This window comes from Dyadobacter sp. CY345, from assembly GCF_021502725.1.
Taxonomy (GTDB): domain Bacteria; phylum Bacteroidota; class Bacteroidia; order Cytophagales; family Spirosomataceae; genus Dyadobacter.
On sequence record NZ_JAKFFS010000001.1, the window covers coordinates 2,116,184 to 2,140,667 of the forward strand.

The following is a 24,484-nucleotide window of genomic DNA, read 5'->3' on the forward strand; positions in this document are numbered from 1 at the left end:
TTTGCAGCATGTAAAACCATATACTATTCAAACTTATGAAAAGGAATATCATTGTTTGCGGGTTGATTTCAGGTGCTATCTTGACGGCCATGATGGTTACGTCCACAGCCTATTGTTATAAAAACGAGAATTTCGAGGGAAACATGGTGGTTGGATATGCCGTGATGATCCTCGCATTTTCTTTGATTTTTGTGGGTGTGAAAAATTATCGCGACAAGTATAACAATGGCATTGTTTCGTTTGGAGAAGCATTCAAGATCGGTGCTTACATCACACTGATCGGGTCAACGATGTATGTGGTCGTCTGGCTTTTTGAATATTATCTTTTTATCCCTGACTTCATGGAAGTTTATTCTGCCCATGTAATCAATCAGGCGAAGGCAAGTGGGGAAACGACCGCCGAGATAAGTTCCAAAACAGAAGAAATGGCCACCTATAAAGAGATGTACAAAAATCCTTTGTTTGTAGTTTTACTCACCTATGCAGAAGTGCTTCCAATCGGGCTTATCGTTTCAGCAATCAGCGCATTAATACTTAAAAAACGATTGTCGGATAATTAGGACAAATTTGCCAGCCATTCGAAGATGTTCGTTATCGAATAGCTGGCAAATATTTTATTCATTAAGGATGGAAAACACGGTCGGATATTCCGGTAATCGCGGGGCGATTGTAACTTCCAAACCGATCACAAAATGCTCTTTCCAGATCTTCACGATGGTTCGGATGGGCAATGCTGATTAGCGAGCGAGCGCGTTGTTTTAAGCTTTTTCCAAACAAATCGACGATCCCAAACTCTGTTACCACCCAATGGATATGACCGCGAGTCGTCACCACGCCAGCTCCTTCTTTAAGAAATGGAACAATCCGGGAAACGCCGTTTGAAGTAACGGATGGCAAAGCAATGATCGGTTTTCCACCATCTGAAAGAGATGCTCCGCGAATAAAGTCCATCTGTCCGCCGATGCCGGAATATTGATAAGTTCCAAGAGAATCCGCACAAACCTGTCCGGTGAGATCCAGTTCCAGCGCCGAGTTTATCGCTGTAACTTTCGGGTTCTGGCGGATAATACTGGTGTCATTCACATAGCCGATATCCATCACGCGGACAGCCGGGTTATCGTCCACAAAATCATAGAGTTTTCTGGTGCCCACCATAAAAGAAGTAACCGATTTGCCGCGGTTTAGCTTCTTCATACTATTATTAATCACACCGCTTTCAATCAACGGAATTACCCCGTCCGACAACATTTCTGTGTGAAGCCCAAGATTTTTGAGGTGTCCAAGGTTTTTCAAAACCTGATCGGGTATGGCGCCGATACCAACTTGCAGTGTAGCGCCGTCTTCAACAAGTGACGCAATATTTTTGCCTATCTGAATGGTTGCGCTTTTTGCGTTCAAAGAATAATCAACTTCCGGAAGCACGGCCTCGTGCCAAACCATCGAATTAATTTTGCTGATATGGACAAATCCATCACCATGCGTCCTGGGCATATTTGGATTGACCATCGCGATAATGTGTTTAGCATTGTCAACAACCGCCCGGGCAATGTCCACAGACGTACCCAGCGAACAGAAACCATGGGCATCCGGTGGCGAAACATGGATCAAAGCTACGTCGATCGGTAATCTTCCCGTTTTTATTAATTGTGGAATCTGACTAAGGAAAATGGGTACATAATCTCCGTAATCGCTGTTGACCACGGCTCTTGTGTTGGCGGAAACGAATAATGAATTGAAGAAGAAGCTCTGATGGTGAACGGGATTGTTAAAGTCCACATCTCCGAGCGTTGTGATACTTACGAACTCGATGTTTTTCAATTCCCAGTGTCTGTGTTGCAAGGCTTCGATTAGATGCGCTGGCGTTGCTGCACTTCCGTGAATAAAAACACGATTTCCTGATTTGATATTTTTGACTGCCTGCTCAGCGGTTATGTATGTTAACGGTATCATTTGAAGCTTTTTACATTGGTTATACTCGCATAATAAATGCCCGGAGTCATAGCTCGGAGCTGATATTATGATGTAAATTTCCTTCTTTTCTGCCCGTTAGTGAATGACTTTAAGTGGTAAAAAAATATGACGATTGTCATATTTTTAGCTTCTTGAAATTGGGCATGAATGAGATTGGCAAGAAAAAAAATAACTCAGAGCAGATAAATATGCGTTTACCTGCCCGGAGTTTAATTGTTAATTTGACTCTTCTTTATAGAGAATCATTCCGGCGTGATATAGAATCCCATCTATAAAATCACCGTCAGCGGTAAAGCCGGTATCGTCTTTATAATCAATGTGATTTCCTGTAATCTGATATTTACCTTGGTATGCGCTTATCCGATTGCCACGGGCCTCATCATATCTTCCGTCCGGCAATAATTCATGACGTATATGGCCATCTTTGGTTACCCAAATACCCATATGAAATGCATTGTTTTTCATAAAAAGCAGGTATTATTTTAGAGATGTTTTTGACTGCTGATGTTCAATCAATTGTCAAAATTTGTTGAAGTAGCCAGGTCCTTCCAGTTTTCAAGATCTGACTCAATCGTCTTAATTTTCAATGCAGCCATGTCATACGCATCCTGGCCAAGGAAAAGATGGACAGGAACATTTTGTTCGGAAGCGATTCTGATTAAAACTTCTGCACCTTTTTCAGGGTCCCCAGCCTGATTTCCGTTAATTTCATTTTCATGTGCCTCCTGTCCGGCCCGGACTTCTGTGTATTCAGGTATCGGATTTGCCGGAACAGTCAGAGATTCTTTTGATAAAAAATTTGTGCGGAAGTAACCCGGATAAACGACTGTCGCGCTGATACCGAAAGGCTTAACTTCCGCTGCAAGTGATTCGGTGAATCCTGCGACAGCAAATTTTGTGGCGCAGTAAATTCCCCATCCTGGAAAGTTTCCAAAAAAGCCACCCACCGAAGCAATGTTGAAAATCTTACCTGAATGCTGGGCTCTGAAATGAGGCATTACATACCGGATAACGTTCAATGACCCAAAGACATTAACATCGAAGTTTCGACGTGCTTCTGAATCAGATAATTCTTCCAGCGTACCAACTTGTCCGTAACCGGCATTGTTCACGACGACGTCAATTTTTGTAAATTTGGCGACCGTTGCAGAAATTGCATTTTTCACACTTTCTTCATTTGTCAGTGTCACTTCCAGTGGCAGGAAATTTTCTGACTGTTCGCTTCCTGTTGCTGTTATTAAATCCTGTTTAGTCCTTGAAGTCGCAGCTACCTGGTGTCCTGCCTTTAATAGTTGTTGCACCAGAACTAATCCCAGTCCTTTCGAAGCGCCCGTAACGAACCATACCTGTTGATTTTCCATTTTTGTTGTTTGTTTAAATTTGTAATACAAAGGTAGATCGGAAATATTGGGCGTCGCTTGCGGCATCCAAACCAATCATTACGAAATTCAAACAATGAAAACATTGTAGGATAGATTTGAGATTTGACGAGTATGGTTTATTAAACAGTCTCTTGTGAATCACCTGTTTTAAGCATAAAACAAAAAAATGCCAGTTCCTGAAAGAACTGGCAAGTTTTCTCTTTTTGCAAGAAGTTAAATACCTCTGAAAGCCGAAGGAGTTGTTTCTGTTTGTTTTTTGAAAAAATTATTGAAATGAGCAGCTTCTTCAAATCCCAGGCAATAACTGATCTCAGAAATATTCCAATTTGAATGTTTCAGAAGTGCTTTTGCTTCATTGGTGATCCGCTCTGCTATATGATGCGAAGTGGTTTTCCCGGTTGTTGCTTTCAAGGCACGGTTGAGGTGGTTGACATGCACCGATAATTTTTCAGCAAAATCCTGCGCGGAACGCATCGTAAATCGCTGAGTTGGAGATTCAATAGGAAACTGACGTTCGAGTAACTCTGAAAATATTGATGCGATCCGTGTATTGGCGTCCGTGTGCTGATGCAAAGTTTCAGTTGGCTCCATCTTCAAAGCATAATGAATAAGTTCGGTTACATAATTTCGTATGAGGTCATATTTAAATCGATAATCTGAATTCAGTTCATCGATCATTTTATTGAAAATCGCGCTGACGTGTTCATCCTGTTCAGGTGTCAGCGCATAAGAGGGCTTGCTCCCTGGTAGAAACATCGGCAAGTCACTGATTCCGCCACGCATTTTTTCTGTGAAAAAGAACTCTTTGAAAATGCAAAAATAACCTGTTGCTTCCTCGCTTCCGGGTTGGGTCTGAAAAGTGTAAGGAATTTGAGGATTGAAAAATATCAAAGTACTTCCTTCACTTTCAACTGTTTTCTCTGCGTAATGATAAAGGTATTTTCCTCTGACCAGACTTATTTTAAAAAAATCCCGACGACTATATTTGACCGGTGTTCCGTCTTTTCCTGAACAATCCTCTAATCTGAAAACATTGAAATGCCCGAGTTCCTGCCGCAGGTTTTCAGGTAAGTGGTTGAATTTATGCTTATAAAATTCTTCGATCGTTTCGGTATTCGTTTTCATGTCCTGGCCTGTATTTTAACTTCCACCAAATTTTTTTTTGATGGTTTCGTCCGTTAAAGATTATATACGCTAATAATTTAATAACCCATCTTACAAAATTACTCATCCAAATGTCTTTTCATTTACAAAAAACAAACGGATTGTTGTAATATTCAAACAATATGAGCGGACCTGATTATCCATTGAGCGCAAACCTTGACGCGAAAAATTTTACGATTGATTACCTTTGTTTCATGGATTATTTTAAAAAACTGCTTGAACTATTAAAAATCGAGCGGGAAGAAGACCGACAGTCTTATTTAAAACTTACGGAATCAACCTCAGTTGCAGAGCGCCGGGCCAACGGAATTGCCTGGTATCCCATCGCAATCAGAGGTTCGGAAATGAGCCGGGGAGATTATTTGACGGTCGAAGTTGAGCGCACCACGCATCAGGATCTTTCGCATCAGCTGCGTTTCGGGATGCCTGCGGTATTGTTTTCAAACCATGAACCAAAGAAGGACCGGGTAGAAGGAACTATCACCCATCAAAGCGGAAACCGGCTAAAAATAACGCTGCGAACTGACGAGTTGCCAGACTGGTCCAGGGATGGGAAATTAGGGATTGATTTGCTTTTTGATGACAATAGTTATGACGAAATGCAAAACGCGCTTAAATCAGCATCGTCGCTTGAAGAAAGTACCGGAGAAGGTCGTCTGATGAGAATTCTAATTGGCGACAAAGAACCGACATTCAAACCTGAAATTCCTTTTTACGCAGCCCCGAAGCTGAATGAATCACAACAGTTGGCGGTAAGCAAAATATTGACAGCAAATGAGTTGGCTATTGTACACGGGCCTCCCGGTACAGGTAAGACCACCACGCTCGTTGAGGCTATCAAGGCATTAATCAAACAGGATAAAAAGCAAATCCTGGTGGTGGCGCCAAGTAATACCGCCGTCGATTTACTAAGTGAAAAGTTATCAGACCAGGGATTAAATGTGCTTCGCGTAGGTAATCCCGCCCGTGTTTCAGAACGCCTTATGTCGCTTACGCTGGACAGTAAAATGACCGGGCATGCGAGTATGAAAGAAATCAAAAACCTGAAAAAACAGGCAAATGAATTCAAGAATATGGCGCATAAGTATAAGCGGAGTTTTGGCAAATCGGAACGCGATCAGCGAAAGGCGCTCTTTGACGAAGCTCACAGGATTATGAAAGATGTTGGTAAAGCGGAGCAATATATCATCGATGATCTGGTGTCGAAAGCACAGGTTATCACAGCAACTTTGGTGGGCGCAAATCATTATGCGGTTAGAAATTTAAAATTTGATACGGTCGTCATCGACGAAGCCGGACAAGCGCTGGAACCTGCATGCTGGATCCCGATTCTAAAATCACAGAAAGTAGTTTTGGCTGGTGATCATTGTCAATTATCGCCAACGATAAAATCCGGTGAGGCGGCGAAAAAAGGTCTGGCTACAACTTTGCTCGAAAAATGTGTGTCACTCCATCCTGAATCGGTTGTGCTGCTGGAAGAGCAATACCGTATGAATGAGTCAATTATGGAGTATTCTTCGCGCGTTTTTTATGAAAATAAATTAAAAGCCAGCGCATCTGTTGCACACCATCTGTTATTTGAACACGACGCTCCTCTCTTATTTATTGATACGGCTGGTTGTGGTTTTGACGAAAAACTGGAAGGCACAAGTTCGACAAATCCGGAAGAGGCCTCCTTTCTTTTCAAACATTTACACATGCTCGTAGGCGAGTTGGAAAATCAGCCGGGAAATAAAGCTGACAATAATCTGATCGCAAATTTCCCGACTATTGCGGTTATTTCTCCATACAAACAACAAATCCATATTTTAAAAGATCAGTTGCTTCATGCGCCGCTGCTGCAAAAATATGGAAACAAAATTTCGGTGAATACAATCGATAGTTTTCAGGGGCAGGAGCGCGACATCGTTTATATCAGTATGGTGAGAAGCAATCCGGAAGGAGAAATTGGCTTTCTATCGGACATTCGCAGGATGAATGTTGCAATGACCCGGGCCAGAAAAAAACTGGTGGTAATAGGCGATAGTGCCACACTTTCAGCTTTACCGTTTTATACAGGTTTCATCTCATACGCTGAAAATTTAGATGCATATAAAAGTGCCTGGGAATTTGCAGACTAATAAACAAACAACCACCGGTCGATTTCAGATCTTAGAAAAAAAGAGAATAGCAAGGATTAAATTTCAGTTTATTTCAATAACTTTTTCACTGCAGTATCTTGATTTTCCTTCTGACCAGTTCAGCTGCACGCGCCAATAACCTTTCGAAAGGTTTTTGGTTGAAATAACAAAACGGGATTGCGGTGCGGATGAAATTGGAATACTTACCGATTCGTCTGTCATTGAATTTCCAAAGAAAGTGATCTCTGCTTTTAAAAAATACAACGGCAGAACGAAAGCAATCTGATGGGTTGCAGCTTCATAAGTCATGGCTTCGTAGATTTAGGGTTGAAGTAATATATTTAGTATAAATATAATTACTGCCACAAATTTAAGCTATGATTTTTGTCACGACAGCAGGGGATTTTAGACAGTAATGAAAACTGCTAAATAACTTTCTGGACCGTCCTGGCGACTTTGGAAGTGCAACATGTCCAAATCAAAAGTCCTGCATGATTGACGACATCAGCCGCAATACTTGGCGCGTAAAGATGGTTTAAATCACGGTTCCCATGGGTCGCCATAGTTATCATATCTGCGTTTATTTCTCGTGCAAAATCAATAATCCCATGTTTGACATCTTCACTGCTTCGTACGTTAACGGTAAAATTTGACAATGTATTACGTTCGGCGAACTCAGCCAGCTTTTGCAGCGTTCCAGAGTCTTTTTTGCTGGTTCCGGTATTTATTCGTAGCAAGTGTATTCTCGCCCGAAACAATTTTTGAAGGTCTTTCACTTTCTCAACCAGGCTGCCATTTCCAGGATTCAGCGAGACAGGAAAAACAATATTGTGAACAGATCTGATCGAGGTGCTATTTTTAACTGCAAAAACCGGCACTGGCGAAGTTCGTACAATTTTTTCAATATTTGAACCCATAAAAAATTCGTCCCATCCACGTGAACCATGGGTACCCATGATTACGAGGTCAATTTCTTCTTCATCAATAATACTCAGAATGAGTGGCGTAATTTTTCCGGAACGAAGCAGATGAGTTACCTTGACACGATTCATTGCCTGTTTTTCGAGTAGTATTTTAAACCTATTTTCGTTCTCGGTAATCTGGAATTTAAGATTTTCAGCTTCATTTAACTTATTACTGTCAAATTCCTTTAACACAGTGAGAACGATAATCTGTGCTTCCCTGACTGCCGCAATTTCCAAGGCAAACTTAAAAGCGGTCTCCACCTGGGATGAGAAATTACAGGGTACCAAAATCCTTTTCATGACGATGTAACGTGTCTTTTCATTTTAGTAAACAAAACAATGAGCATCTAAATTCTATCTTTAAAGGACAGGCAATCACTTTAAATATTTACCGAAAGCACAACTGAAAATTCAGGCTGTGCTTTCGATAAATATAACGTAAGCAGCGGTTTTTAGTTTTTATTTATCGGCGATTTTCATGACGACACGACCCTCAATTTTTCCTGCCTTCATATCATCAAATACGGAATTGATATCTTCTAATGCGGTAGTGTGCACGGTAGCTTTCACTTTTCCCTCCAACGCAAACTGAACTGATTCCTGTAAATCTTTACGCGTTCCGACGATAGAACCTCTGACAGTATAACGATTTAATACTGTTTCGAAAATAGGCAAATCGAAACTTCCCGGAGGCAATCCGTTCAGCGCAATAGTACCTTTTTTTCTTAATGCTGAAATTCCCTGTTTAAAAGCAATTGGTGAAACCGCAGTCACCAAAACACCATGCATTCCGCCGGTCTCTTTTTTGAGATATGAACCCGGATCTTCTTCCAATGCATTGACTGTAATATCCGCTCCAAGCTTTTTAGCCAGATCCAGTTTATCCTTACTGATATCAATCGCGGCGACATGCATGCCCATCGCTTTTGCATATTGAACAGCTAGATGGCCCAAACCGCCAATGCCGGAAATAGCAACCCATTCGCCTGCTTTTGTCTCTGTCTCTTTTAAACCTTTATATACCGTTACACCCGCGCACAAAATAGGCGCCATTTCAATCATATTGGTGTTTGCTGGCAAGTGAGCAACATATCTTGCGTCCGCGATAACATATTCTGCATAACTCCCATCGACACTGTAACCTCCGTTCTGTTGCGTATCACACAAAGTTTCCCAGCCCGTGATGCAATATTCGCAGCACCCGCAAGCGCTGTAAAGCCATGGAACGCCCACAACGTCACCTTCTTTTACACCTGCGACATCCGACCCGAGCGCAACGACATAGCCAATTCCTTCATGACCGGGTATCAGCGGAAGTTTAGGTTTAACTGGCCAGTCTCCGTCCGTTGCATGTAGATCCGTATGGCAAACTCCGCTGGCAATTACCTTAACAAGCACCTGATTTTTACCCGGCGATTTCACAGGCATTTCTTCAATTTGCAGAGGTTTACCGAATTCCCGGACAACAGCGGCTTTCATGGTTTTTGGAAGCATAACGATGATGATATTTTAGTCTTGATTTTAAATTGATGTAAAGTTCGTCTAGTCAGTAAGTTATAAGTATGACGGCCGTCATGTTGGAGGGTGACTGTCCTCAATGGACCAAGTGGAAATTTTTTTGTTTTTTCCTGTACTTAAAATTCTTTCAGCAAGTGACTAATTAATGGCGTTTGTGCATCAATTTTTTGGGAATTGCTATTGCCAACATATTTGGATTTAAAACCTGCAAAATTTCTTCCCGTTCTCTATTAAAATTGGACCAGCAGAGCATAGGACATTGTAACCAGGTATGAGGTAGTTAGTTGGAAAAAATTCTATTTGGAAATGATTTTGTACGCCAATTATCCAGCGACTAGTTTTTTGCTGTAATTATTTATATTATTACATTTCTTCACGTCCTAACTTTTTCAATATGAGAAAATTATCCTTGTTTTTACTTCTGGCGGTATTGTCTGTTGCTTGTTCAAAGGACGAGGATGCTGAGCCAGCCACTGTTCTGAGTGATAGTAATCTGACATTGCGCTTTGACGATACACATCAATATACCCTGACAAAAGGTACGGAAACAGTAAATGCTACGAATTTCAAATGGACATCAAGTGATACGTTGGTGGGCAGGATCGATCAGAGTGGTAAATTCTCTGGTCGTCGGATAGGGCAAACCATCGTTAAAGCAGTCTCGACAGATGGTAAAACTACTGTTGAATCCAAGGTAACCATCGATCCTTACAGCACTTTATGTACGGAACCGGTTTTAGATTTTAATGCAAACCAGGCAGCGGTTAAGGCAAAAGAAAAGCGGACGCTTGTAGGAGAAGATACTTCTGCTATTGAATACTCAGGAGAAAATGCCAAGCTGAGAGGAGTGGCGTATCTTTTTACGAAAAATGCCCTGACGCATTCGCTGCTCGCTTTTACTGAAACCCAGGCCGTGGCAGATGAAGCTGTCCAGTTTTTGGCTGAACGATACGACTATGTGGGAGAGGATCAGTCGATTTATTATTTTACTAACAATAAAGTTGTGGTCGGTTTTCTTGAAGAAGAACAATTGGGCCTTGTCGCCATTTATGTACCTTTTTCGTCCGGTGGACTGCGCACTTCTGCTACTTATGAGCAGAATATGAAGGCCGCTTTTAAAAATGAATTGAAAAAGATTAAGGCAAATTTTAAGGGTATTTAATGCTGGAATAATAGTTGTGTAATTTGCAGTCAGGTAGCGGAAATGGGAAACATTTCGGCTACCTGATTTTTTTGTCGTAAACTTAAAATATTCATGATTCAAGTACTTGCAGAAAAACCTGAACATCCTTTTGAATGGCTGGATGTTACGGATCCGGATCCGGAGGAATTGCATGAAATTGCCAAAAAATTTAATCTGCACGAATCCTCTGTGAATGACTGCATGCAGCCGGATCACCTTCCAAAATATGAAATCGTTGGAGATGAAGGTGACATCTTTATCATATTTCGCATGCATACGGAAGAGGTTACCAGCCAGGCGGACACCGTTAGAGAACTGACAGATAAAGTCTCAATATTTGTAAAGGAAGATCGAATTATTACTATTCATAAAAAGGCATGGCCGCAGTCGGAAGAAATTCAGAAAGAGTATTTGAACTCAGAAAATTGTAAATCGACCCACCATATATTGAATGAAATTATCAAAACTGGTTTGGCAACCTATGACAGTCACGCTTCGCATTTGAACAGAGAAATCGAAGTCTCCGAAACGAACATGTTTCTTAAAAATAGAAAAAGTTCTCTGCTGGAAAAGTTGTATTATCTAAAAAGAAAGGTTGATGTAACTCGCCGTATCCTGATTCTAACTTTCGAAATTGTTGACAAAATCGATAACCAGCCTGGGAACACCTACACAAGAGATACACGGGATTTGTATGTAAAACTGCACAGTATTTATGATACACTTTTTGAAAATACGAATCATCTTTTAAATATCTATTTCTCATTATCGTCGCAAAGAACCAACGAAACAATCCGCGTTCTAACCATTTTCTCGGTATTCTTTATGCCTCTGACGTTCATAGTTGGAGTTTACGGTATGAATTTTGAGTTTATGCCTGAGCTGAAAATGAAGTTTGGTTACCCGGGTGTGATGCTGCTTATGGCTGCTATTACGGGTGGGATTTATTATTGGTTCAAAAAACGCGGATGGTTGTAAACGAAGCAAAGCTGCTGGATAAACTTAGTTTGGATATAATCTATTAAATTGCAAAACGAGGCTGTTCGTTTTTACAACTTTGCTCTGAATTCCTAAACTTAAATAAATAGAAAAAATACGATGAAATTTTTCATCAATCGAAGTGTACGGTTGGCCTCTTTTTTATTGTTACTGATAGCTTGTTATACCTCAGATTGCTTCGCTCAGAGCAGGAAAGCAAAATTCAAAGTTCTGGCATTTTATACTGCGAAAAACGATCAGGCGCATATTAGTTATGTGCATGAGGCAAACAGGTTTTTTCCAAAAATTGCGCTGGAAAATAACTTTACTTATGACTCAACTTCGGATTGGAGCAAACTGAATGCCGAATTTTTATCGAAATATCAGGTAGTACTTTTCCTGGATACCAGACCGGAGGCGCCTGAACAGCGGGCAGCTTTTCAAAAATATATGGAAAATGGAGGTGCCTGGATGGGATTCCATTTCGCTGCATTTGCATTGACTCCGTCGACCTATAATCAGGATTGGGACTGGTATCATGAAAAATTTCTGGGCTCCGGTCAATATGCCAGCAATACCTGGCGACCTACTTCTGCGGTTCTTCGTGTGGAAGATTCTGTATTTCCAGCAACAAAAAATCTGCCGGTAACATTTAAATCCTCTCCAAATGAATGGTATCGTTGGGAGCACGACCTACGGAAAAATCCCGATATTAAAATTCTTTTATCTATCGATTCGACCAGTTTTCCTCTTGGGACCGGACCAAAACAGCATGAAATCTGGCAAAACGGCTATTATCCGGTAGTTTGGACGAACAAAAATTTCAAAATGTTATATTTAAATATGGGGCATAATGACATCGATTATGAAAATAAAACAAACAAAACTTTGTCGTATACCTTTGATAATCAAATTCAAAACAAACTTATCGTTGACGGACTTCTGTGGCTTGCGAATCATAAACAGTAATATTTTCGATAAGTACAGAATTACACCAGATTTGGTCGCTTCATTTGTATAAAATTTTAGGTCATGAAGCTATTACTCATAGAAGACGAGAAAGCGCTGGCAACCAGTATCCAGAATTATTTTCAGCGTGAAAATTTCATTTGTGAATGGGCGCAGGATTATGAATCTGCAATCGGGAAGATAAATATTTATAAATACGATTGCGTCCTGGTTGACATTATGCTTCCGGATGGGGACGGTTTGAATGCAGTCAGGGAGTTAAAAAAGAAATTTCCGGAGACGGGCATTATTATTATTTCGGCGAAGAATTCGCTTGATGACCGCATTGAAGGCCTGAATCTGGGTTCGGATGATTATTTGACGAAACCTTTTCATCTGTCTGAGCTTAATGCAAGGGTTCAGGCAGTGATAAGACGAAGGAATTTTCAGGGAAATCAGCAGATTCGATTTGGGAAAATTGTTATCGAACCACAAGAGCATTTTGTTTCTGTGGATGCTCAGGAAATTATTTTGACGCGGAAGGAATATGATCTTTTGATATATCTGATCGCTAACAAAAACCGGGTGTTGACAAAGGAATCTATTGCCGAACATTTATGGGGCGACGACGCGGACCTGATGGATAATTTCGATTTTATTTATACACATATTAAAAACCTGCGAAAAAAATTGATGGACAAAGGCTGTCCGGATTACCTGCGTTCGATTTATGGTGTCGGTTATAAGTTTAGCGAACAATGAAATTATTAGTCCAGATCCTGCGCTATCAATTGGTGACGTCCATGGTGGTCCTTTTTTTAGGAGCAGGTTTGTTCTATGTTTCTGTTAGATATCTAGTTGATCGTGAAGCTAATAAAGAATTGTTTCAGAGTCAGGTGAAAGTTCGATGGCAGTTAAAACATCTTGAAACTTTACCGGTTTACATATTGCAGCTCGGAGATAGTTTGCAGCTTGAACCCGTGCGCTATCCGGGAAGATCTTTTATCAGAGAAACCTCGATGCTCAATTTGGCTGAAAATGAAGTTCAGCCATACCGACAGCTTGTTTTTTATGAACGGGCACTTGGTCGGTGGTACCGCGTGACGATCAGCAAAATGTTACTGCAAAGGCAACATCTGATGGAAGCTGTGGTGATGACAGTTACTTTTATTGTGACCCTGATGCTGGTCTCACTTTTGCTATTAAACAGCTGGCTTTCAAAACGATTGTGGAAACCTTTCTATAAAACGTTGGGGAAATTGGACGACTACCAGATTCAGCAGCATGAAACTTTAAGATTCGAACCGCAGGAAACGCTGGAATTTGATCAGTTGAATCAATCCGTGACACATCTTACGAGCCGGGTTACCACTGCTTACCAAAACCTGAAAGAGTTCACAGAAAATGCGTCTCATGAAATCCAGACGCCTTTGGCCGTTATACTTTCAAAAATTGAAGGTTTATTTCAGGATGAGACACTTACAGAATCGCAGCTGATTGCATTGTCGAGTGTTAGCGAAGCGGCGAACAGGTTGGGGCGTTTGAACCAGGCACTATTATTGCTTACCAAAATAGAGAACCGGCAGTTTCTAGCTGGATCGGATCCGATAAACCTGGTGCCAATTATTAGCGGCAAACTCAGGGATTTGGAAGATTTGATTGAACAAAGAGAGTTAAGTGTCCAGACGGACATGCATGCGGTGGGTCCGGTAATGCATCCGGCGCTCGCAGAAATTCTTGTAAATAATTTATTGACAAATGCAATTCGCCATAACGTTGAAAAAGGAAAGATTATTATTATCTTACGCGAAAGAATGTTATCAATAAGAAATACCGGGAAACCGCTGAATGCGAATCCAGAGCAGCTTTTTGAACGTTTTCGCAAAGAAAGTACGTTATCTTCTTCACTAGGCCTTGGTTTGGCATTAGTAAAAACCATTTGCGAAGTGAACGGGCAAAACCTCAAATACGACATAGACAACGAGTGGCACGTTTTGACCGTAAGTTGGTGATATAAAGATTTTTCATGGCTAATAACAAAGGAAAGGGGGAGGTTTTTAACCTTCCTTTTTTTTGTTTCGCTAATTGACAATAAATCTAATAATGATAGCCCAAATTTAACTCGAAAGACGAATCGGTGCCAGTTGATTTTCAGCTATTGCTTCTTCCATATTTTCGAAAATTTTTAGTTTTTCTTCATTTTTTTTCAAACTTCAGAATCTCTTCAGAATCCCCACAAGATTACCACAGGATCGTGTTGCAAATTTGAATTAACAATCGTGGCAAAGTCGCAGAAATGAGTTTCAGCTGGACTTCTTTCTGGTACTCCACGGTCATTTATTCATCTATCAACTTATCAAATTTTGTAGTCATGTTCGAAAAACAAAATATTAAAAAATTAGCTCCTGTTGCTTTGGCGTTTGCTTTTTTAGGGGGTACATCTTTCGCAGCTTATGAACACTTTCATAAATCAGATACATTAACCAACTGGGTTGAAACCAATATGCCGGTCGTCAAAGCCAGGCTGGATGACAAAAGTACTGGTGCAAATGTGGCAATGATTCCTGCTGATTTTTCATTTGCTTCTGAAAAAGCGACAGCTGCTGTTGTGCATATTAAATCCACAATGAAAGCAGAAAGAAATGTAAGCCAAATGGAAGTCCCGGATGAATTGAAGGACTTTTTTGGCGGCCGCAGCCCGTTTGGTCAGGACGCACCACAGGGAAGAGGCAGGGGTGAAAAGCCACAGGCTTCTGGTTCAGGTGTGATTATTAATTCAGATGGGTTTATTGTCACAAACAACCACGTGATCCAGGGTGCGGAATCCCTGGAGGTTACGCTTGCGGATAAGCGCACATATAAAGCGAAAGTTATTGGTTCGGATCCAAACACCGATATTGCATTGATCCAGATCGAAGCAAAAAATCTCCCCGCTCTATCTTTTGGAAATTCAGAAAATGTGAAAGTTGGGCAGTGGGTTCTGGCCGTTGGCAATCCGTATAACTTGACTTCCACTGTAACCGCAGGTATCGTCAGTGCGAAAGGACGCAGTATTAATATTTTGGGAGAAAATTCGAAAGCCCCGATTGAGTCTTTTATTCAGACCGATGCTGCCGTAAATCCAGGAAATTCGGGTGGAGCGCTGGTTGATCTGAACGGTAATTTAATTGGAATCAATACTGCAATAGCCAGCCAAACAGGATCTTATGCCGGTTATTCATTTGCCGTTCCTGCCAGCATTGCTCATAAAGTCGTTGAAGATCTTTCAAAATTTGGTTCGGTGCAGCGTGGTTATCTTGGCGTTGGTATCAGCGAAGTGGATGGTGCAAAAGTTAAATCTTACGATTTGAAAGTAAGTGAGGGTGTCCGCATTGAAAATTTCGCCGACGAAAGTGCTGCACGTGAAGCCGGGATAAAGGTCGGAGATGTCATCACTAAAATTGATGGACATGACATCAACAGTGTTGCACAGTTGCAGGAAGCAATCGCACAGCATAAGCCAAGCGACAAAGTGTTGGTGACAGTGAACCGTGACGGCGCTGATACGGAGATTGCCGTTACCTTAAAAAGCAGTTCAGGAACTTTGGTTGCAGAAAAATCAGTACAAACTTTAGATAATCTGGGTATCGAATTGCAGGATCTTACTACTCAGCAAAAAAGAGCGTGGGATGTTGAACAAGGCGTTCAAGTGAGCCAGATTAATGCAGGAAAAGTACGTCAGAATACTGATATGCAGGACGGATTCGTTATAACTAAAATAGATAAAACACCGGTAGGGAACGTGCAGCAGGCAATGAAAGCATTGGAAGGTAAAAAGGGTGGGGTAATGATTGAGGGAGTTTATCCGGGAAGTCAGGAAACACAATATTATGCGATTGGTTTGTGATGTTGGCCGGGCGGGCTTTGTGTCCGCCCCTACACGAATGCTATGTTTATTTTTTTAAATCCTAAAAATTTAATCATCGTAAAAATGAAAAAGAATCTGATTTTGTTGGGAATGCTTACCATGTTAAGCAGTGTTGTTTTCGCTAATAATCCGCAACGAGAAGTTTTGGAAAGTGCTCCGGTTAAGACATATAACTGGATTGTACCAGACATGAAGACAAATCAAAATCCAATGTATAGCAGTACTTACTCTCGTCAGCGGATACAACGTGCGTTCGATGAAGCTTTGAACGGAAAAGGTCTGGTAAGGGAAACGAAAAATCCGGATTTCCTTTTGCAGTTCCATACGTATACGCAACGCGTTCGTAGAAATTATTATGGAGGTTACCCGATGATGGGATATCCCATGATGGGCTGGGGGAGATTTGGATGGGGAATATGGGGAATGCCTTATGGCGGTTATGGCTACGGCGGATTTCCTTCGTCAACCAGAAGCACGGATGGAACGTTGATCCTGGATGTTGTTGATGCGAAAACTGGAGAAATTGTGTGGCAAAGAGCCATTTCCGGTGATGTGACCAATCCAAATAACCTGGACAAAAGAATAAATAAGGGAGTCAAAAAGCTGATGAAAAGTTTCCCGATTCGTCAGTCTTAGTAATTTTTTCTTTGCATAAAATGTTTCGAATTGATGGGACAGGTGTCTGAAAAGGCACCTGTCTTGATCATTCTTAAAAAACTGTAAAATTTTAAAAACACGGATCTGAACTACAAAATTTCGACAGAATTGTGTTGTAGTTTTAATATGTTAAAGGTTAACAAGTAATTTAAATTTTAACACAGAAGCTCATGAAATCGCATACAGAAGGTTTTCCCGGAGAAGTTATAAATGGGAAATATGCCTCTAATAATCGTTTATTCACAAGTATAATTGCCGGACTGGCAATATTCACTTTTTCGTTGACAGCATACAGCCAGGATGAACAAGGGTATAACGGTCAGCCATATGAAAATCGCCAGGCAGGACCAGTTGAACAAAGCATCATTCCTACGGTTGCGCCTTATAGTGAGGATGTACGAAATAACATTTTGATTGCCACGCAATATCCGGAAGTTTTGGAGAAGGTGGCGCGTATTCGTGAGTACACAACTCAGGGATTTCAGACAACCATTCAAGGATATTCTCAGAAAAAACAAAACTGGTTTTACGAAGTTTCCCGGTATCCGGAATTGATGCATACGCTTGCGACGTTGCCCCGGAAGCAATCGCAGGAACAGATCAATGGCCTGTTGAATAATCCGTCAAAAGAATTGCGGGAAGCCGCCTGGAAGCTCTATCGCAATCACCATAGTGATTTGGTAGCGGTTGACAATTTGAATCAACAAGCCATAACGTCTTTCACGGATTTGATCAGACCATTAAACTCTGATGCTCAGGAGGCGTTTAAGGCTTTGCAGGAAATGCCGGATGTTTTGTCAATTCTGAATGATCATAGCGATTTGACCGCTCGTTTGGGAGATGAATTTAAAAACAATCCGGACGGGACTCGTCAAAAACTTGCTGATGCGCACGAGAAAATAGAAGCAGAAAACAAACAGGATCTGGATAATTACAAACAGGAATTAGCGCAGGATCCTCAGGCCCAACGTGAGTACGACCAGGCGGCGCAACAATATGCGGAAAGCAAAGGATACAGCTACCCTGCACCGACAGGCGATAAGGTAATTAATTATTACAACAACCCATATTCATATTGGTTTGGTTATCCGTCCTGGTATGGTTCACCTATGTGGTACCCCGGTGCGTTCGGTTTTGGTGGCGGCATGTATTACGGAATGGGTTTATACGGATATGGTTTCCCGACGCTTGGATTTTCGTCCTGGTTCTTTGGCGGAGCTTACCGGTATTATCCTCACTTATACCGCACTTACGGCAACTACTACCGAAACCATTATATTTCGCGGGGACGTTATATTTCCCCAAGAAATGGTTTTATAGGAGCTGCCGGAAGACATTACAATCCTGAAATGGGAGCGCGTTCGAATTGGTTATCCTCGCCAGGAACTTATAACAATGCTCCTCGCAGTTACTCGCAGGGATCGCGTATGATGCAGGGACAGCGTGCGTACAACAGAAGTTACAGTGCCCCAAGAACATATAATAATACACCCAGAAGTTATAATAATGGTGGAAGTAACTTCCGGAGTCCGTCTTATGGCGGAGGGTATAGCCGTGGTTCTTATGGAGGCGGTGCATCCAGAGGCGGCGGAGGCGGTACCCGTGGAGGACGTCGTTAAAGATTTGTTGGTGAGTAAATAGGTTTTAATATGGAAAGGGGTGGTCACATTGTGGTCACCTCTTTTTGTGCGAATACAGTGGACTGATTCGGCAACGATATTGTTTAGCCAGGTTGTATTTCCCAATATCTAATTCAAAATTAATTCGCTGGCCGTAATATTTTTCGAAGTTATTTGAATTTAATAAATAAGGTTTTTCCAGATTCTTTCCAGTTTTGTTTTTGATATTTACGGGTTATGAAAATACTGATTATTGAGGACGAAACTGAATTGATGGAAGTAATCCGTCAGTCGCTGGAAAAGGAAAATTTTCTCGTGGAAACTGCGGAAGATTTTGGCAGTGCGCTGGACAAAATAATTTCGTTTGATTACGACTGTATTTTGTTGGATATCATGTTGCCGGGCGGCAGTGGACTGGATATTCTGCAGGAATTAAAAAAACTGAATAAGTCCGATAATGTTATCATTATTTCTGCAAAAGACTCTCTTGACGACAAACTGACCGGACTTGACCTGGGAGCTGACGATTATCTTACCAAGCCGTTTCATATTGCAGAGTTAAACGCACGTATAAAATCCGTTTTACGCAGAAAAACGTTCGGCGGGAAAAATACGGTTGATTTAGCTAATATAAGGCTGGATCTGGATGACAGAACCTTACAAATTGACAATCAGCCATTGCCTTTAAACCGCAAAGAATTTGACATTCTCAGCTATATGGTGGTTAACAAAAATCGGTTGGTGAACAAAACTTCACTTGCCGAACATGTATGGGGAGACCATATGGATGAGGCTGACGACTATGAATTTATTTATTCACAGATCAAAAATCTTCGTAAAAAGCTGAAAGAAAACCGCGCAGGTATAGAAATTCAGGCGGTGTATGGATTGGGCTATAAACTCGTTGTGGTATGAAACTGCTCAATCATACTTTAAAATATTTGTCCATAACGTTATTTGTCATTATCAGTATCTGGGCGGCGATTTTCTATATCAATATGCTCGATGAAGTCTATGACAGTCTGGACGACGGTTTGGAAAATTATAAGCTCCTGATTATTAAAAAAGCGGAGGAAGATTCCAGTATTTTGAATAAAAAGGAATTTGCAGAAAGTAATTATGAAATTCGTCAAATACCTGAATCTGTTGCGGTTCTAAGGAAGGATGTCCATCAGGATACGCTCATGTATATGCTGAATGAGGAAGATTATGAGCCAGTCAGAATGCTCACTTCGGCGTTTGCGCTCAACAATAAATTTTATGAGTTAAAGGTAATTTCTTCTATGGTGGAGGAAGATGATCTGATCGAAGACCTTCTTTATTCACTGATTTGGCTCTACGTGGCGATGATCGCAAGTATATTGATTGTCAATAATTTTCTCCTGAAAAAAACCTGGAAACCGTTTTACTTGCTTTTGGATCAGTTGAAACAGTTCAAGCTTGGGAAAGATCCCATTATTGCCCCGGCTGAAACACAGGTCAAAGAATTTAAAGAGTTAAATGAGGCTGTTCATTTACTGCTCAACCGGACCCTGGAAACGTATCAGGGCCAAAAACAATTTATTGAAAATGCGTCGCACGAGCTGCAAACTCCACTCGCGATCAGTATCAACAAACTCGAATTATTATCTGAAAGAGAAGATCTGACTGAAAATAATCTGGTCGCCATAGGGCAAGTGATACAAACTCTGGAACGTTTGAAAAGGCTCAATAAATCTCTTCTGTTGTTATCAAAAATCGAAAATAAACAGTTTCAGGATCGCGAGCAGGTTAATATAAACGCAACGTTTAAAAATCTGATTGACGAATTTTCAGACTTTGCAGATTATAAAAATGTCCGGATTTCTATACAGGAAAATGGTCAGTTGAGTGCTAATATGAATAAAGATCTCGCCGGAATATTTATTACTAATTTCCTGAAAAACGCAATTGTACATAATCGTGAAAACGGAACGGTTGAAATTATTATTGAAGCGAATGCTTTTACAATTCATAATTCCGGAACCGAAATTGCCCTAAACGCAGAGAAAATTTTTGAGCGCTTTCATAAAAAATCAAACGAGAAAAATAATACTGGGCTTGGTCTGGCAATTGTCAAGGCAATTTCAGATCTGTATGGATTATCCGTTACTTATCAATTTGATGAAGGACATAAGATGGCCGTAACTTTTTAAATAAAAGTCGAAGGATTTCGATTACCAATTCTTTCCGGTTTTGACTTTTAACATTGTGTTATCAACCGTTAGAAGTATGAAACACATCATCAAAACCTTCATCGCACTGGCCACCTGTTCCGCAGCATTTGGACAATCAGATACTTTGTCAAACCTTCCTGTCAAAATTCACCACGCCGAACCACTATTTATCGACCTTATTCGAGACCTCGGTGCACGAAAGGGCGAAAAAGAATTGAATTTGGGCTGGGGCATGGAAGATCAGAAAGGATTTGTTGCCAACACAGGTTTTTTTGAATATGAGTTCTCGCCTGTGAACAGATTAGGATTGGAAGTTGAAGTACCATTTAGTTTTTATAAGCCTGAATTTGAACGTCAGGACGGAGAATCGGCGCCAAGAAATAGAATGGAAGGAGTAAAACTGGCCTCCCAATATACATTTCTGGTTGCCCAAAAATACAACTTATCGATGGCGATTGGTTATATTCATGAATTTAAAACACACTCATTTTATTCATTAAGGCATGGATCTGCACCTTTAAAAGGACATAGTCTAAACCCGTTTTTTGTGGCAGCCAAACGATGGGGAAAACGGATTCACTCGATGATATATACGGGTCCTGAATGGGAATTTACTTCTGGTGACAGAAATCCGGAAAAGTATTTTCAGGTAAACGCAAGTACGCATTACCAGTTAAATAATGGAGGGAATTTGATCGGTGTGGAAGTCAATCAGGAGTATTCCGGATGGGAGTTTGCTACTGTAGTGAGGCCGCAGGTGAAATTGATGATAACCTCTAATCTGGCCTTAGGATTGGTGACTGGAATTCCTGTAAATTTAGATGATCATGGCATCAGTTTCATGGCCCGTATAATATTTGAGCCCCCCAAAAGAAAGTAGCAAATTCCAGTTTCTTTCCGGAATTGAGTATTTATTTTGTATAAATTAAATCCAAATCATATGAAAAAGTTAATTGTTATTGTCTGTGGTATGTTTTATGCAACCGTTAGCTTCGGGCAGGACCTAAAAGAAACCGAAGTGCCGTCCGTTGTACTAAACACATTTAAGCAACAATTTCCAAAAGCAGCTGAGGTTGAGTGGAAGTTAAAAGCAGAGATGTATAAAGCTGAGTTTGAAATCGCAAAAGATGATCACGAAGTGTGGTTGGAAAAATCCGGTAAGATTGTCAAACATAAGGAAGAAATAAAATCAGAGCAGCTTCCGAAAGAAGTGGTGGCGGCAATAAACAAAGACTATAAAGGTTATAAGATTCATGACCCGAAAAAGACAGATAATGCAGGTGTGGTTACTTACAAGGTTGAACTAAAAAATACTGGTTCCGAGGTGGACGTTACCTATGATAAAAATGGAAAAGTAATCAGCAAAAAGGCGGAAGACTAATAACGGCAACTAGATTTCACAGAAGATATCAAAATCTGATTAGAAAATACGTTAGTTATGTATTGCAATGACCACTATTTTCAGAATTTCCAACTGGAAAATGCAGATCGAAAAATTTTTTCTTGAAAAGTCCGTTCTGTATTCATAAATTCAGAAAGTATTTTGGTTGCTGCTGTAAATTGGTACAGGTTTTGTATGATGAATATATGGTATTTTAAGATGAACCAGGAATTTTGTCGGATGTCGATTTTTATTTCCAGGATATGAAATATACGGAAATTCTAAATGTGGTTGAGCAATATATCGAGCAGTTTTATGGTGCAAAGGAGGATTCAACGCTTACTTTTCACAATTTTGCTCACACGCTTGACGTAGTAACGCATGCTGCGAAGATGTCGCATCATTATGGACTGAATGATAGAGATACCTTTATCGTTGTGGCTGCTGCATGGTTCCATGACACCGGATACTACACAGGAGAGCCAAGCGGTCACGAGCAGCGCGGCGCCGACATGGCGGCTGGATTTTTAAGAGAATTGGGCGTCAGAGAGGAGCTTATCCATGAAATCCAGAAGTGTATCATGGCAACTGTGATGCCTCAAAAGCCGGAAAATCTTTTGCAGCAAATTATGTGTGATGCCGACCTGTTTCACTTTGGAACAGAACAATTTTCAGAAAGGGATATGCTGATGCATGAGGAGGTCGAACGCAAAATGGGTTGTAAAATAGATAGCGGTAAATGGCGTAAAGCAACGATTTGCCTTCTGGAATCTCATTTTTTCAAGACCGGATACGGGCGTGAGTTGCTGGAATTTGGGAAAAGGAAAAATCTTGAAAGACTAAAGCGTAAGGAAGAAAGAGGGATTTTAATGAAAACGCAGTCGACAAATATATAGCCAAATAGTTTTTTCAATTAATTGATACTAAAATAGGGGAGAGCTTTTCGGCTTCTCCCCTTTATTTTTATTAATTCTGTCAGATTATTTCTTGCTTTTTATTGGCAAGGTAAACCAGTGAAAACCATCTCTTGCGATAAGTGCTTCGGCGATTTCCGGGCCCCATGAATCAGCGGAATAATTTGGAAAGTTAAGACTTTTTCTGCCCTGCCATGCATTTAAAATTGGCATAATTAGCTCCCAGGCAGTTTCAACCTGGTCTCCACGCATGAATAAGGTCTGGTCTCCCAGCATGGTATCCAATAGCAAAGTTTCGTAAGCTTCCGGCGCCTGTTCCGTATACGTTCCTTTGTAGTCAAAAACCATGTCGACAGCATTCAGATACATATCCAAGCCCGGACGTTTTGCCTGTACTTGCAGGCGTATGCTCATTTCCGGCTGAATACTGATGATAAGGCGATTTTGCTGCCAGCTTTCATTCGCCTCTTTCGGGAAAACAAAATGCGGAACATCTTTAAATTGGATGGTGATTACAGACGCCGATTGGTGTAACCTTTTTCCGGTACGCACGTAAAACGGAACTCCTTGCCAGCGCCAGTTATCTACAAAAAATTTAATTGCAGCGAACGTTTCAGTGTTCGATTCAGGATTGACTTTTGGTTCCTCGCGATAACCCGGAACTTCCTGTCCTTTCATCCAGCCGCTACCATATTGCCCTCGAACCGCTGACAAACGAACATCCTCTGGCGTAAATTTGCGCATCGCTTTCAATACATCCACTTTTCTATTGCGAATTTCGTCTGCGTCAAAACTTACCGGAGACTCCATCGCAACCAGGCAAAGAAGTTGTAATAAGTGATTCTGAATCATATCACGCATGGCACCCGAACCGTCGTAATAATCACCACGCTCTTCTACGCCAAGTTGTTCAGTTACAGAAATCTGTACATGCTCGATATAATTCCGGTTCCAGATTGGTTCCAGAATTGCATTTGCAAAACGGAAAGCCATGATATTTTGTACCGTTTGTTTGCCGAGGTAATGATCGATACGATAGATCTGTTTTTCGTCAAAAATTCCTGAAAGAAGTTTGTTAAGCGAAACAGCCGAGTCAAGGTCGTGGCCGAAAGGTTTTTCGATAACGATTCTTGTTTTTTCAGGATCAGAAGCCAGATTACTTTTTGAAATATTTTCAGCAATAATCGGGAAAAAATTCGGGGCAACAGCCAGATAATAAATTACGTTCGCTTTTTTGCCCCATTCAGCATTGTGTGCTTCAATTCTCGAACCGAACTCTTTATAAGTTTCATGATCATTAATGTCAGAAACCTGGTAAAAAAGATGCTTTGAAAATTCAGCCCATTTGTCGTCAGCGGCCTTTCCGCTTCTTGAAAACGAATTGATACCTTCAAGGATTTTTACTTTAAAATCGTCGTCAGAAAGGGGAGTTCTCCCGGTTCCGATAATGGCAAACTCATCTGAAAGCCAGCCTTCTAGAAATAGATTATATAAAGCCGGCGCCAGTTTACGGGAATTAAGATCGCCGGTACCACCGAAAATAATAAATATCGTCGGCTGAGATTTAAGTGTTGAATACATG

Annotated in this window: 23 protein-coding genes; 15 read left to right on the forward strand and 8 right to left on the reverse strand. The window is 40.9% G+C overall.

What is annotated here, in order from left to right; translation table 11 throughout:
* The first annotated feature begins 35 nt into the window (after nt 1–35).
* Nucleotides 36–560: a DUF4199 domain-containing protein gene (locus tag L0657_RS08935; protein WP_235150240.1), complete on the forward strand. Its 525-nt coding sequence runs from the start codon at nt 36–38 to the stop codon at nt 558–560.
* 61 nt (nt 561–621) lie between these two features.
* Here L0657_RS08935 and L0657_RS08940 read toward each other — a convergent pair whose 3' ends face one another.
* The 4 genes from L0657_RS08940 to L0657_RS08955 form a co-directional block, all read right to left on the reverse strand.
* A complete protein-coding gene (locus L0657_RS08940; RefSeq protein WP_255717768.1) occupies nt 622–1,950 on the reverse strand; it encodes an acetyl-CoA hydrolase/transferase C-terminal domain-containing protein in 1,329 nt (442 codons plus the stop codon).
* Nucleotides 1,951–2,187: 237 nt separating this feature from the next.
* Nucleotides 2,188–2,436: an Atu4866 domain-containing protein gene (locus tag L0657_RS08945; RefSeq protein ID WP_235150241.1), complete on the reverse strand. Its 249-nt coding sequence runs from the start codon at nt 2,434–2,436 to the stop codon at nt 2,188–2,190.
* Nucleotides 2,437–2,483: 47 nt separating this feature from the next.
* Nucleotides 2,484–3,332 (reverse strand): SDR family NAD(P)-dependent oxidoreductase, encoded by an 849-nt coding sequence (locus L0657_RS08950; protein WP_235150242.1) that lies wholly within the window; start codon nt 3,330–3,332, stop codon nt 2,484–2,486.
* 234 nt (nt 3,333–3,566) lie between these two features.
* A complete protein-coding gene (locus L0657_RS08955) occupies nt 3,567–4,478 on the reverse strand; it encodes an AraC family transcriptional regulator (RefSeq protein ID WP_235150243.1) in 912 nt (303 codons plus the stop codon).
* Nucleotides 4,479–4,711: 233 nt separating this feature from the next.
* On the opposite strand from L0657_RS08955, the gene L0657_RS08960 reads away from it, so the two are divergent.
* Complete coding sequence (locus L0657_RS08960) at nt 4,712–6,637, forward strand: AAA domain-containing protein (protein WP_235150439.1); 1,926 nt, start codon at nt 4,712–4,714, stop codon at nt 6,635–6,637.
* Nucleotides 6,638–6,700: 63 nt separating this feature from the next.
* On the opposite strand, the gene L0657_RS08965 is transcribed toward L0657_RS08960, so the two are convergent.
* The 3 genes from L0657_RS08965 to adhP all read right to left on the reverse strand — a co-directional run bounded on the left by L0657_RS08965 (nt 6,701) and on the right by adhP (nt 9,096).
* Complete coding sequence (locus L0657_RS08965; protein ID WP_235150244.1) at nt 6,701–6,946, reverse strand: hypothetical protein; 246 nt, start codon at nt 6,944–6,946, stop codon at nt 6,701–6,703.
* Nucleotides 6,947–7,062: 116 nt separating this feature from the next.
* Nucleotides 7,063–7,902 (reverse strand): universal stress protein, encoded by an 840-nt coding sequence (locus L0657_RS08970; RefSeq protein WP_235150245.1) that lies wholly within the window; start codon nt 7,900–7,902, stop codon nt 7,063–7,065.
* A gap of 159 nt (nt 7,903–8,061) precedes the next feature.
* On the reverse strand, nt 8,062–9,096 hold the full coding sequence (gene adhP / locus L0657_RS08975) for an alcohol dehydrogenase AdhP (protein ID WP_235150246.1): 1,035 nt from the start codon (nt 9,094–9,096) through the stop codon (nt 8,062–8,064).
* Nucleotides 9,097–9,514: 418 nt separating this feature from the next.
* On the opposite strand from adhP, the gene L0657_RS08980 reads away from it, so the two are divergent.
* From L0657_RS08980 to L0657_RS09040, 13 genes are all read left to right on the forward strand, one after another.
* Nucleotides 9,515–10,282, forward strand: a complete 768-nt coding sequence (locus L0657_RS08980) for an Ig-like domain-containing protein (protein ID WP_235150247.1) — start codon at nt 9,515–9,517, stop codon at nt 10,280–10,282.
* A gap of 93 nt (nt 10,283–10,375) precedes the next feature.
* Entirely contained in the window at nt 10,376–11,281 is a 906-nt protein-coding gene (locus L0657_RS08985) for a CorA family divalent cation transporter (RefSeq protein WP_235150248.1), read from the forward strand.
* Between the two features lie 120 nt (nt 11,282–11,401).
* Nucleotides 11,402–12,250, forward strand: coding sequence for a ThuA domain-containing protein (locus tag L0657_RS08990; RefSeq protein WP_235150249.1), 849 nt, complete (start codon nt 11,402–11,404; stop codon nt 12,248–12,250).
* A 63-nt stretch (nt 12,251–12,313) separates the two neighbouring features.
* Nucleotides 12,314–12,991 carry a response regulator transcription factor gene (locus L0657_RS08995; protein ID WP_235150250.1) on the forward strand — a complete coding sequence of 226 codons (678 nt, stop codon included), beginning with the start codon at nt 12,314–12,316 and terminating at the stop codon, nt 12,989–12,991.
* Complete coding sequence (locus tag L0657_RS09000) at nt 12,988–14,241, forward strand: HAMP domain-containing sensor histidine kinase (RefSeq protein ID WP_235150251.1); 1,254 nt, start codon at nt 12,988–12,990, stop codon at nt 14,239–14,241. Before L0657_RS08995 ends, L0657_RS09000 begins: the two co-directional genes overlap by 4 nt.
* 359 nt (nt 14,242–14,600) lie before the next feature.
* Nucleotides 14,601–16,115 carry a Do family serine endopeptidase gene (locus L0657_RS09005; RefSeq protein ID WP_235150252.1) on the forward strand — a complete coding sequence of 505 codons (1,515 nt, stop codon included), beginning with the start codon at nt 14,601–14,603 and terminating at the stop codon, nt 16,113–16,115.
* 84 nt (nt 16,116–16,199) lie between these two features.
* On the forward strand, nt 16,200–16,772 hold the full coding sequence (locus L0657_RS09010; protein WP_235150253.1) for a DUF4136 domain-containing protein: 573 nt from the start codon (nt 16,200–16,202) through the stop codon (nt 16,770–16,772).
* Nucleotides 16,773–16,963: 191 nt separating this feature from the next.
* On the forward strand, nt 16,964–18,412 hold the full coding sequence (locus tag L0657_RS09015; protein WP_235150254.1) for a hypothetical protein: 1,449 nt from the start codon (nt 16,964–16,966) through the stop codon (nt 18,410–18,412).
* A gap of 237 nt (nt 18,413–18,649) precedes the next feature.
* The gene (locus tag L0657_RS09020; RefSeq protein ID WP_235150255.1) at nt 18,650–19,327 is read left to right on the forward strand and encodes a response regulator transcription factor; all 678 of its coding nucleotides are present in this window, start codon (nt 18,650–18,652) and stop codon (nt 19,325–19,327) included.
* Entirely contained in the window at nt 19,324–20,586 is a 1,263-nt protein-coding gene (locus tag L0657_RS09025) for a HAMP domain-containing sensor histidine kinase (protein WP_235150256.1), read from the forward strand. Before L0657_RS09020 ends, L0657_RS09025 begins: the two co-directional genes overlap by 4 nt.
* Nucleotides 20,587–20,662: 76 nt before the next feature.
* Nucleotides 20,663–21,487 (forward strand): HAEPLYID family protein, encoded by an 825-nt coding sequence (locus L0657_RS09030; protein WP_235150257.1) that lies wholly within the window; start codon nt 20,663–20,665, stop codon nt 21,485–21,487.
* A 60-nt stretch (nt 21,488–21,547) separates the two neighbouring features.
* Nucleotides 21,548–21,988 (forward strand): PepSY-like domain-containing protein, encoded by a 441-nt coding sequence (locus L0657_RS09035; protein ID WP_235150258.1) that lies wholly within the window; start codon nt 21,548–21,550, stop codon nt 21,986–21,988.
* A 263-nt stretch (nt 21,989–22,251) separates the two neighbouring features.
* The gene (locus L0657_RS09040) at nt 22,252–22,884 is read left to right on the forward strand and encodes an HD domain-containing protein (protein WP_235150259.1); all 633 of its coding nucleotides are present in this window, start codon (nt 22,252–22,254) and stop codon (nt 22,882–22,884) included.
* A gap of 84 nt (nt 22,885–22,968) precedes the next feature.
* On the opposite strand, the gene zwf is transcribed toward L0657_RS09040, so the two are convergent.
* Nucleotides 22,969–24,483 (reverse strand): glucose-6-phosphate dehydrogenase, encoded by a 1,515-nt coding sequence (gene zwf, locus L0657_RS09045; RefSeq protein ID WP_235150260.1) that lies wholly within the window; start codon nt 24,481–24,483, stop codon nt 22,969–22,971.
* Nucleotide 24,484: the final 1 nt, after the last annotated feature.

Excerpts from the sequence above, each read along its gene's own strand:
- L0657_RS08995 (WP_235150250.1), top strand. The coding sequence starts at position 12,314 with ATGAAGCTATTACTCATAGAAGACGAGAAAGCGCTGGCAACCAGTATC.
- L0657_RS08950 (WP_235150242.1), bottom strand. The coding sequence starts at position 3,332 with ATGGAAAATCAACAGGTATGGTTCGTTACGGGCGCTTCGAAAGGACTG.
- adhP (WP_235150246.1), bottom strand. The coding sequence starts at position 9,096 with ATGCTTCCAAAAACCATGAAAGCCGCTGTTGTCCGGGAATTCGGTAAA.
- L0657_RS08985 (WP_235150248.1), top strand. The coding sequence starts at position 10,376 with ATGATTCAAGTACTTGCAGAAAAACCTGAACATCCTTTTGAATGGCTG.
- L0657_RS08980 (WP_235150247.1), top strand. The coding sequence starts at position 9,515 with ATGAGAAAATTATCCTTGTTTTTACTTCTGGCGGTATTGTCTGTTGCT.
- L0657_RS09020 (WP_235150255.1), top strand. The coding sequence starts at position 18,650 with ATGAAAATACTGATTATTGAGGACGAAACTGAATTGATGGAAGTAATC.
- L0657_RS09040 (WP_235150259.1), top strand. The coding sequence starts at position 22,252 with ATGAAATATACGGAAATTCTAAATGTGGTTGAGCAATATATCGAGCAG.
- L0657_RS08970 (WP_235150245.1), bottom strand. The coding sequence starts at position 7,902 with ATGAAAAGGATTTTGGTACCCTGTAATTTCTCATCCCAGGTGGAGACC.
- L0657_RS09035 (WP_235150258.1), top strand. The coding sequence starts at position 21,548 with ATGAAAAAGTTAATTGTTATTGTCTGTGGTATGTTTTATGCAACCGTT.
- L0657_RS08940 (WP_255717768.1), bottom strand. The coding sequence starts at position 1,950 with ATGATACCGTTAACATACATAACCGCTGAGCAGGCAGTCAAAAATATC.
- L0657_RS09030 (WP_235150257.1), top strand. The coding sequence starts at position 20,663 with ATGAAACACATCATCAAAACCTTCATCGCACTGGCCACCTGTTCCGCA.
- L0657_RS08960 (WP_235150439.1), top strand. The coding sequence starts at position 4,712 with ATGGATTATTTTAAAAAACTGCTTGAACTATTAAAAATCGAGCGGGAA.
- L0657_RS09005 (WP_235150252.1), top strand. The coding sequence starts at position 14,601 with ATGTTCGAAAAACAAAATATTAAAAAATTAGCTCCTGTTGCTTTGGCG.
- L0657_RS09000 (WP_235150251.1), top strand. The coding sequence starts at position 12,988 with ATGAAATTATTAGTCCAGATCCTGCGCTATCAATTGGTGACGTCCATG.
- L0657_RS09015 (WP_235150254.1), top strand. The coding sequence starts at position 16,964 with ATGAAATCGCATACAGAAGGTTTTCCCGGAGAAGTTATAAATGGGAAA.
- L0657_RS09010 (WP_235150253.1), top strand. The coding sequence starts at position 16,200 with ATGAAAAAGAATCTGATTTTGTTGGGAATGCTTACCATGTTAAGCAGT.
- L0657_RS08990 (WP_235150249.1), top strand. The coding sequence starts at position 11,402 with ATGAAATTTTTCATCAATCGAAGTGTACGGTTGGCCTCTTTTTTATTG.
- L0657_RS08965 (WP_235150244.1), bottom strand. The coding sequence starts at position 6,946 with ATGACTTATGAAGCTGCAACCCATCAGATTGCTTTCGTTCTGCCGTTG.
- L0657_RS08945 (WP_235150241.1), bottom strand. The coding sequence starts at position 2,436 with ATGAAAAACAATGCATTTCATATGGGTATTTGGGTAACCAAAGATGGC.
- zwf (WP_235150260.1), bottom strand. The coding sequence starts at position 24,483 with ATGTATTCAACACTTAAATCTCAGCCGACGATATTTATTATTTTCGGT.
- L0657_RS09025 (WP_235150256.1), top strand. The coding sequence starts at position 19,324 with ATGAAACTGCTCAATCATACTTTAAAATATTTGTCCATAACGTTATTT.
- L0657_RS08935 (WP_235150240.1), top strand. The coding sequence starts at position 36 with ATGAAAAGGAATATCATTGTTTGCGGGTTGATTTCAGGTGCTATCTTG.
- L0657_RS08955 (WP_235150243.1), bottom strand. The coding sequence starts at position 4,478 with ATGAAAACGAATACCGAAACGATCGAAGAATTTTATAAGCATAAATTC.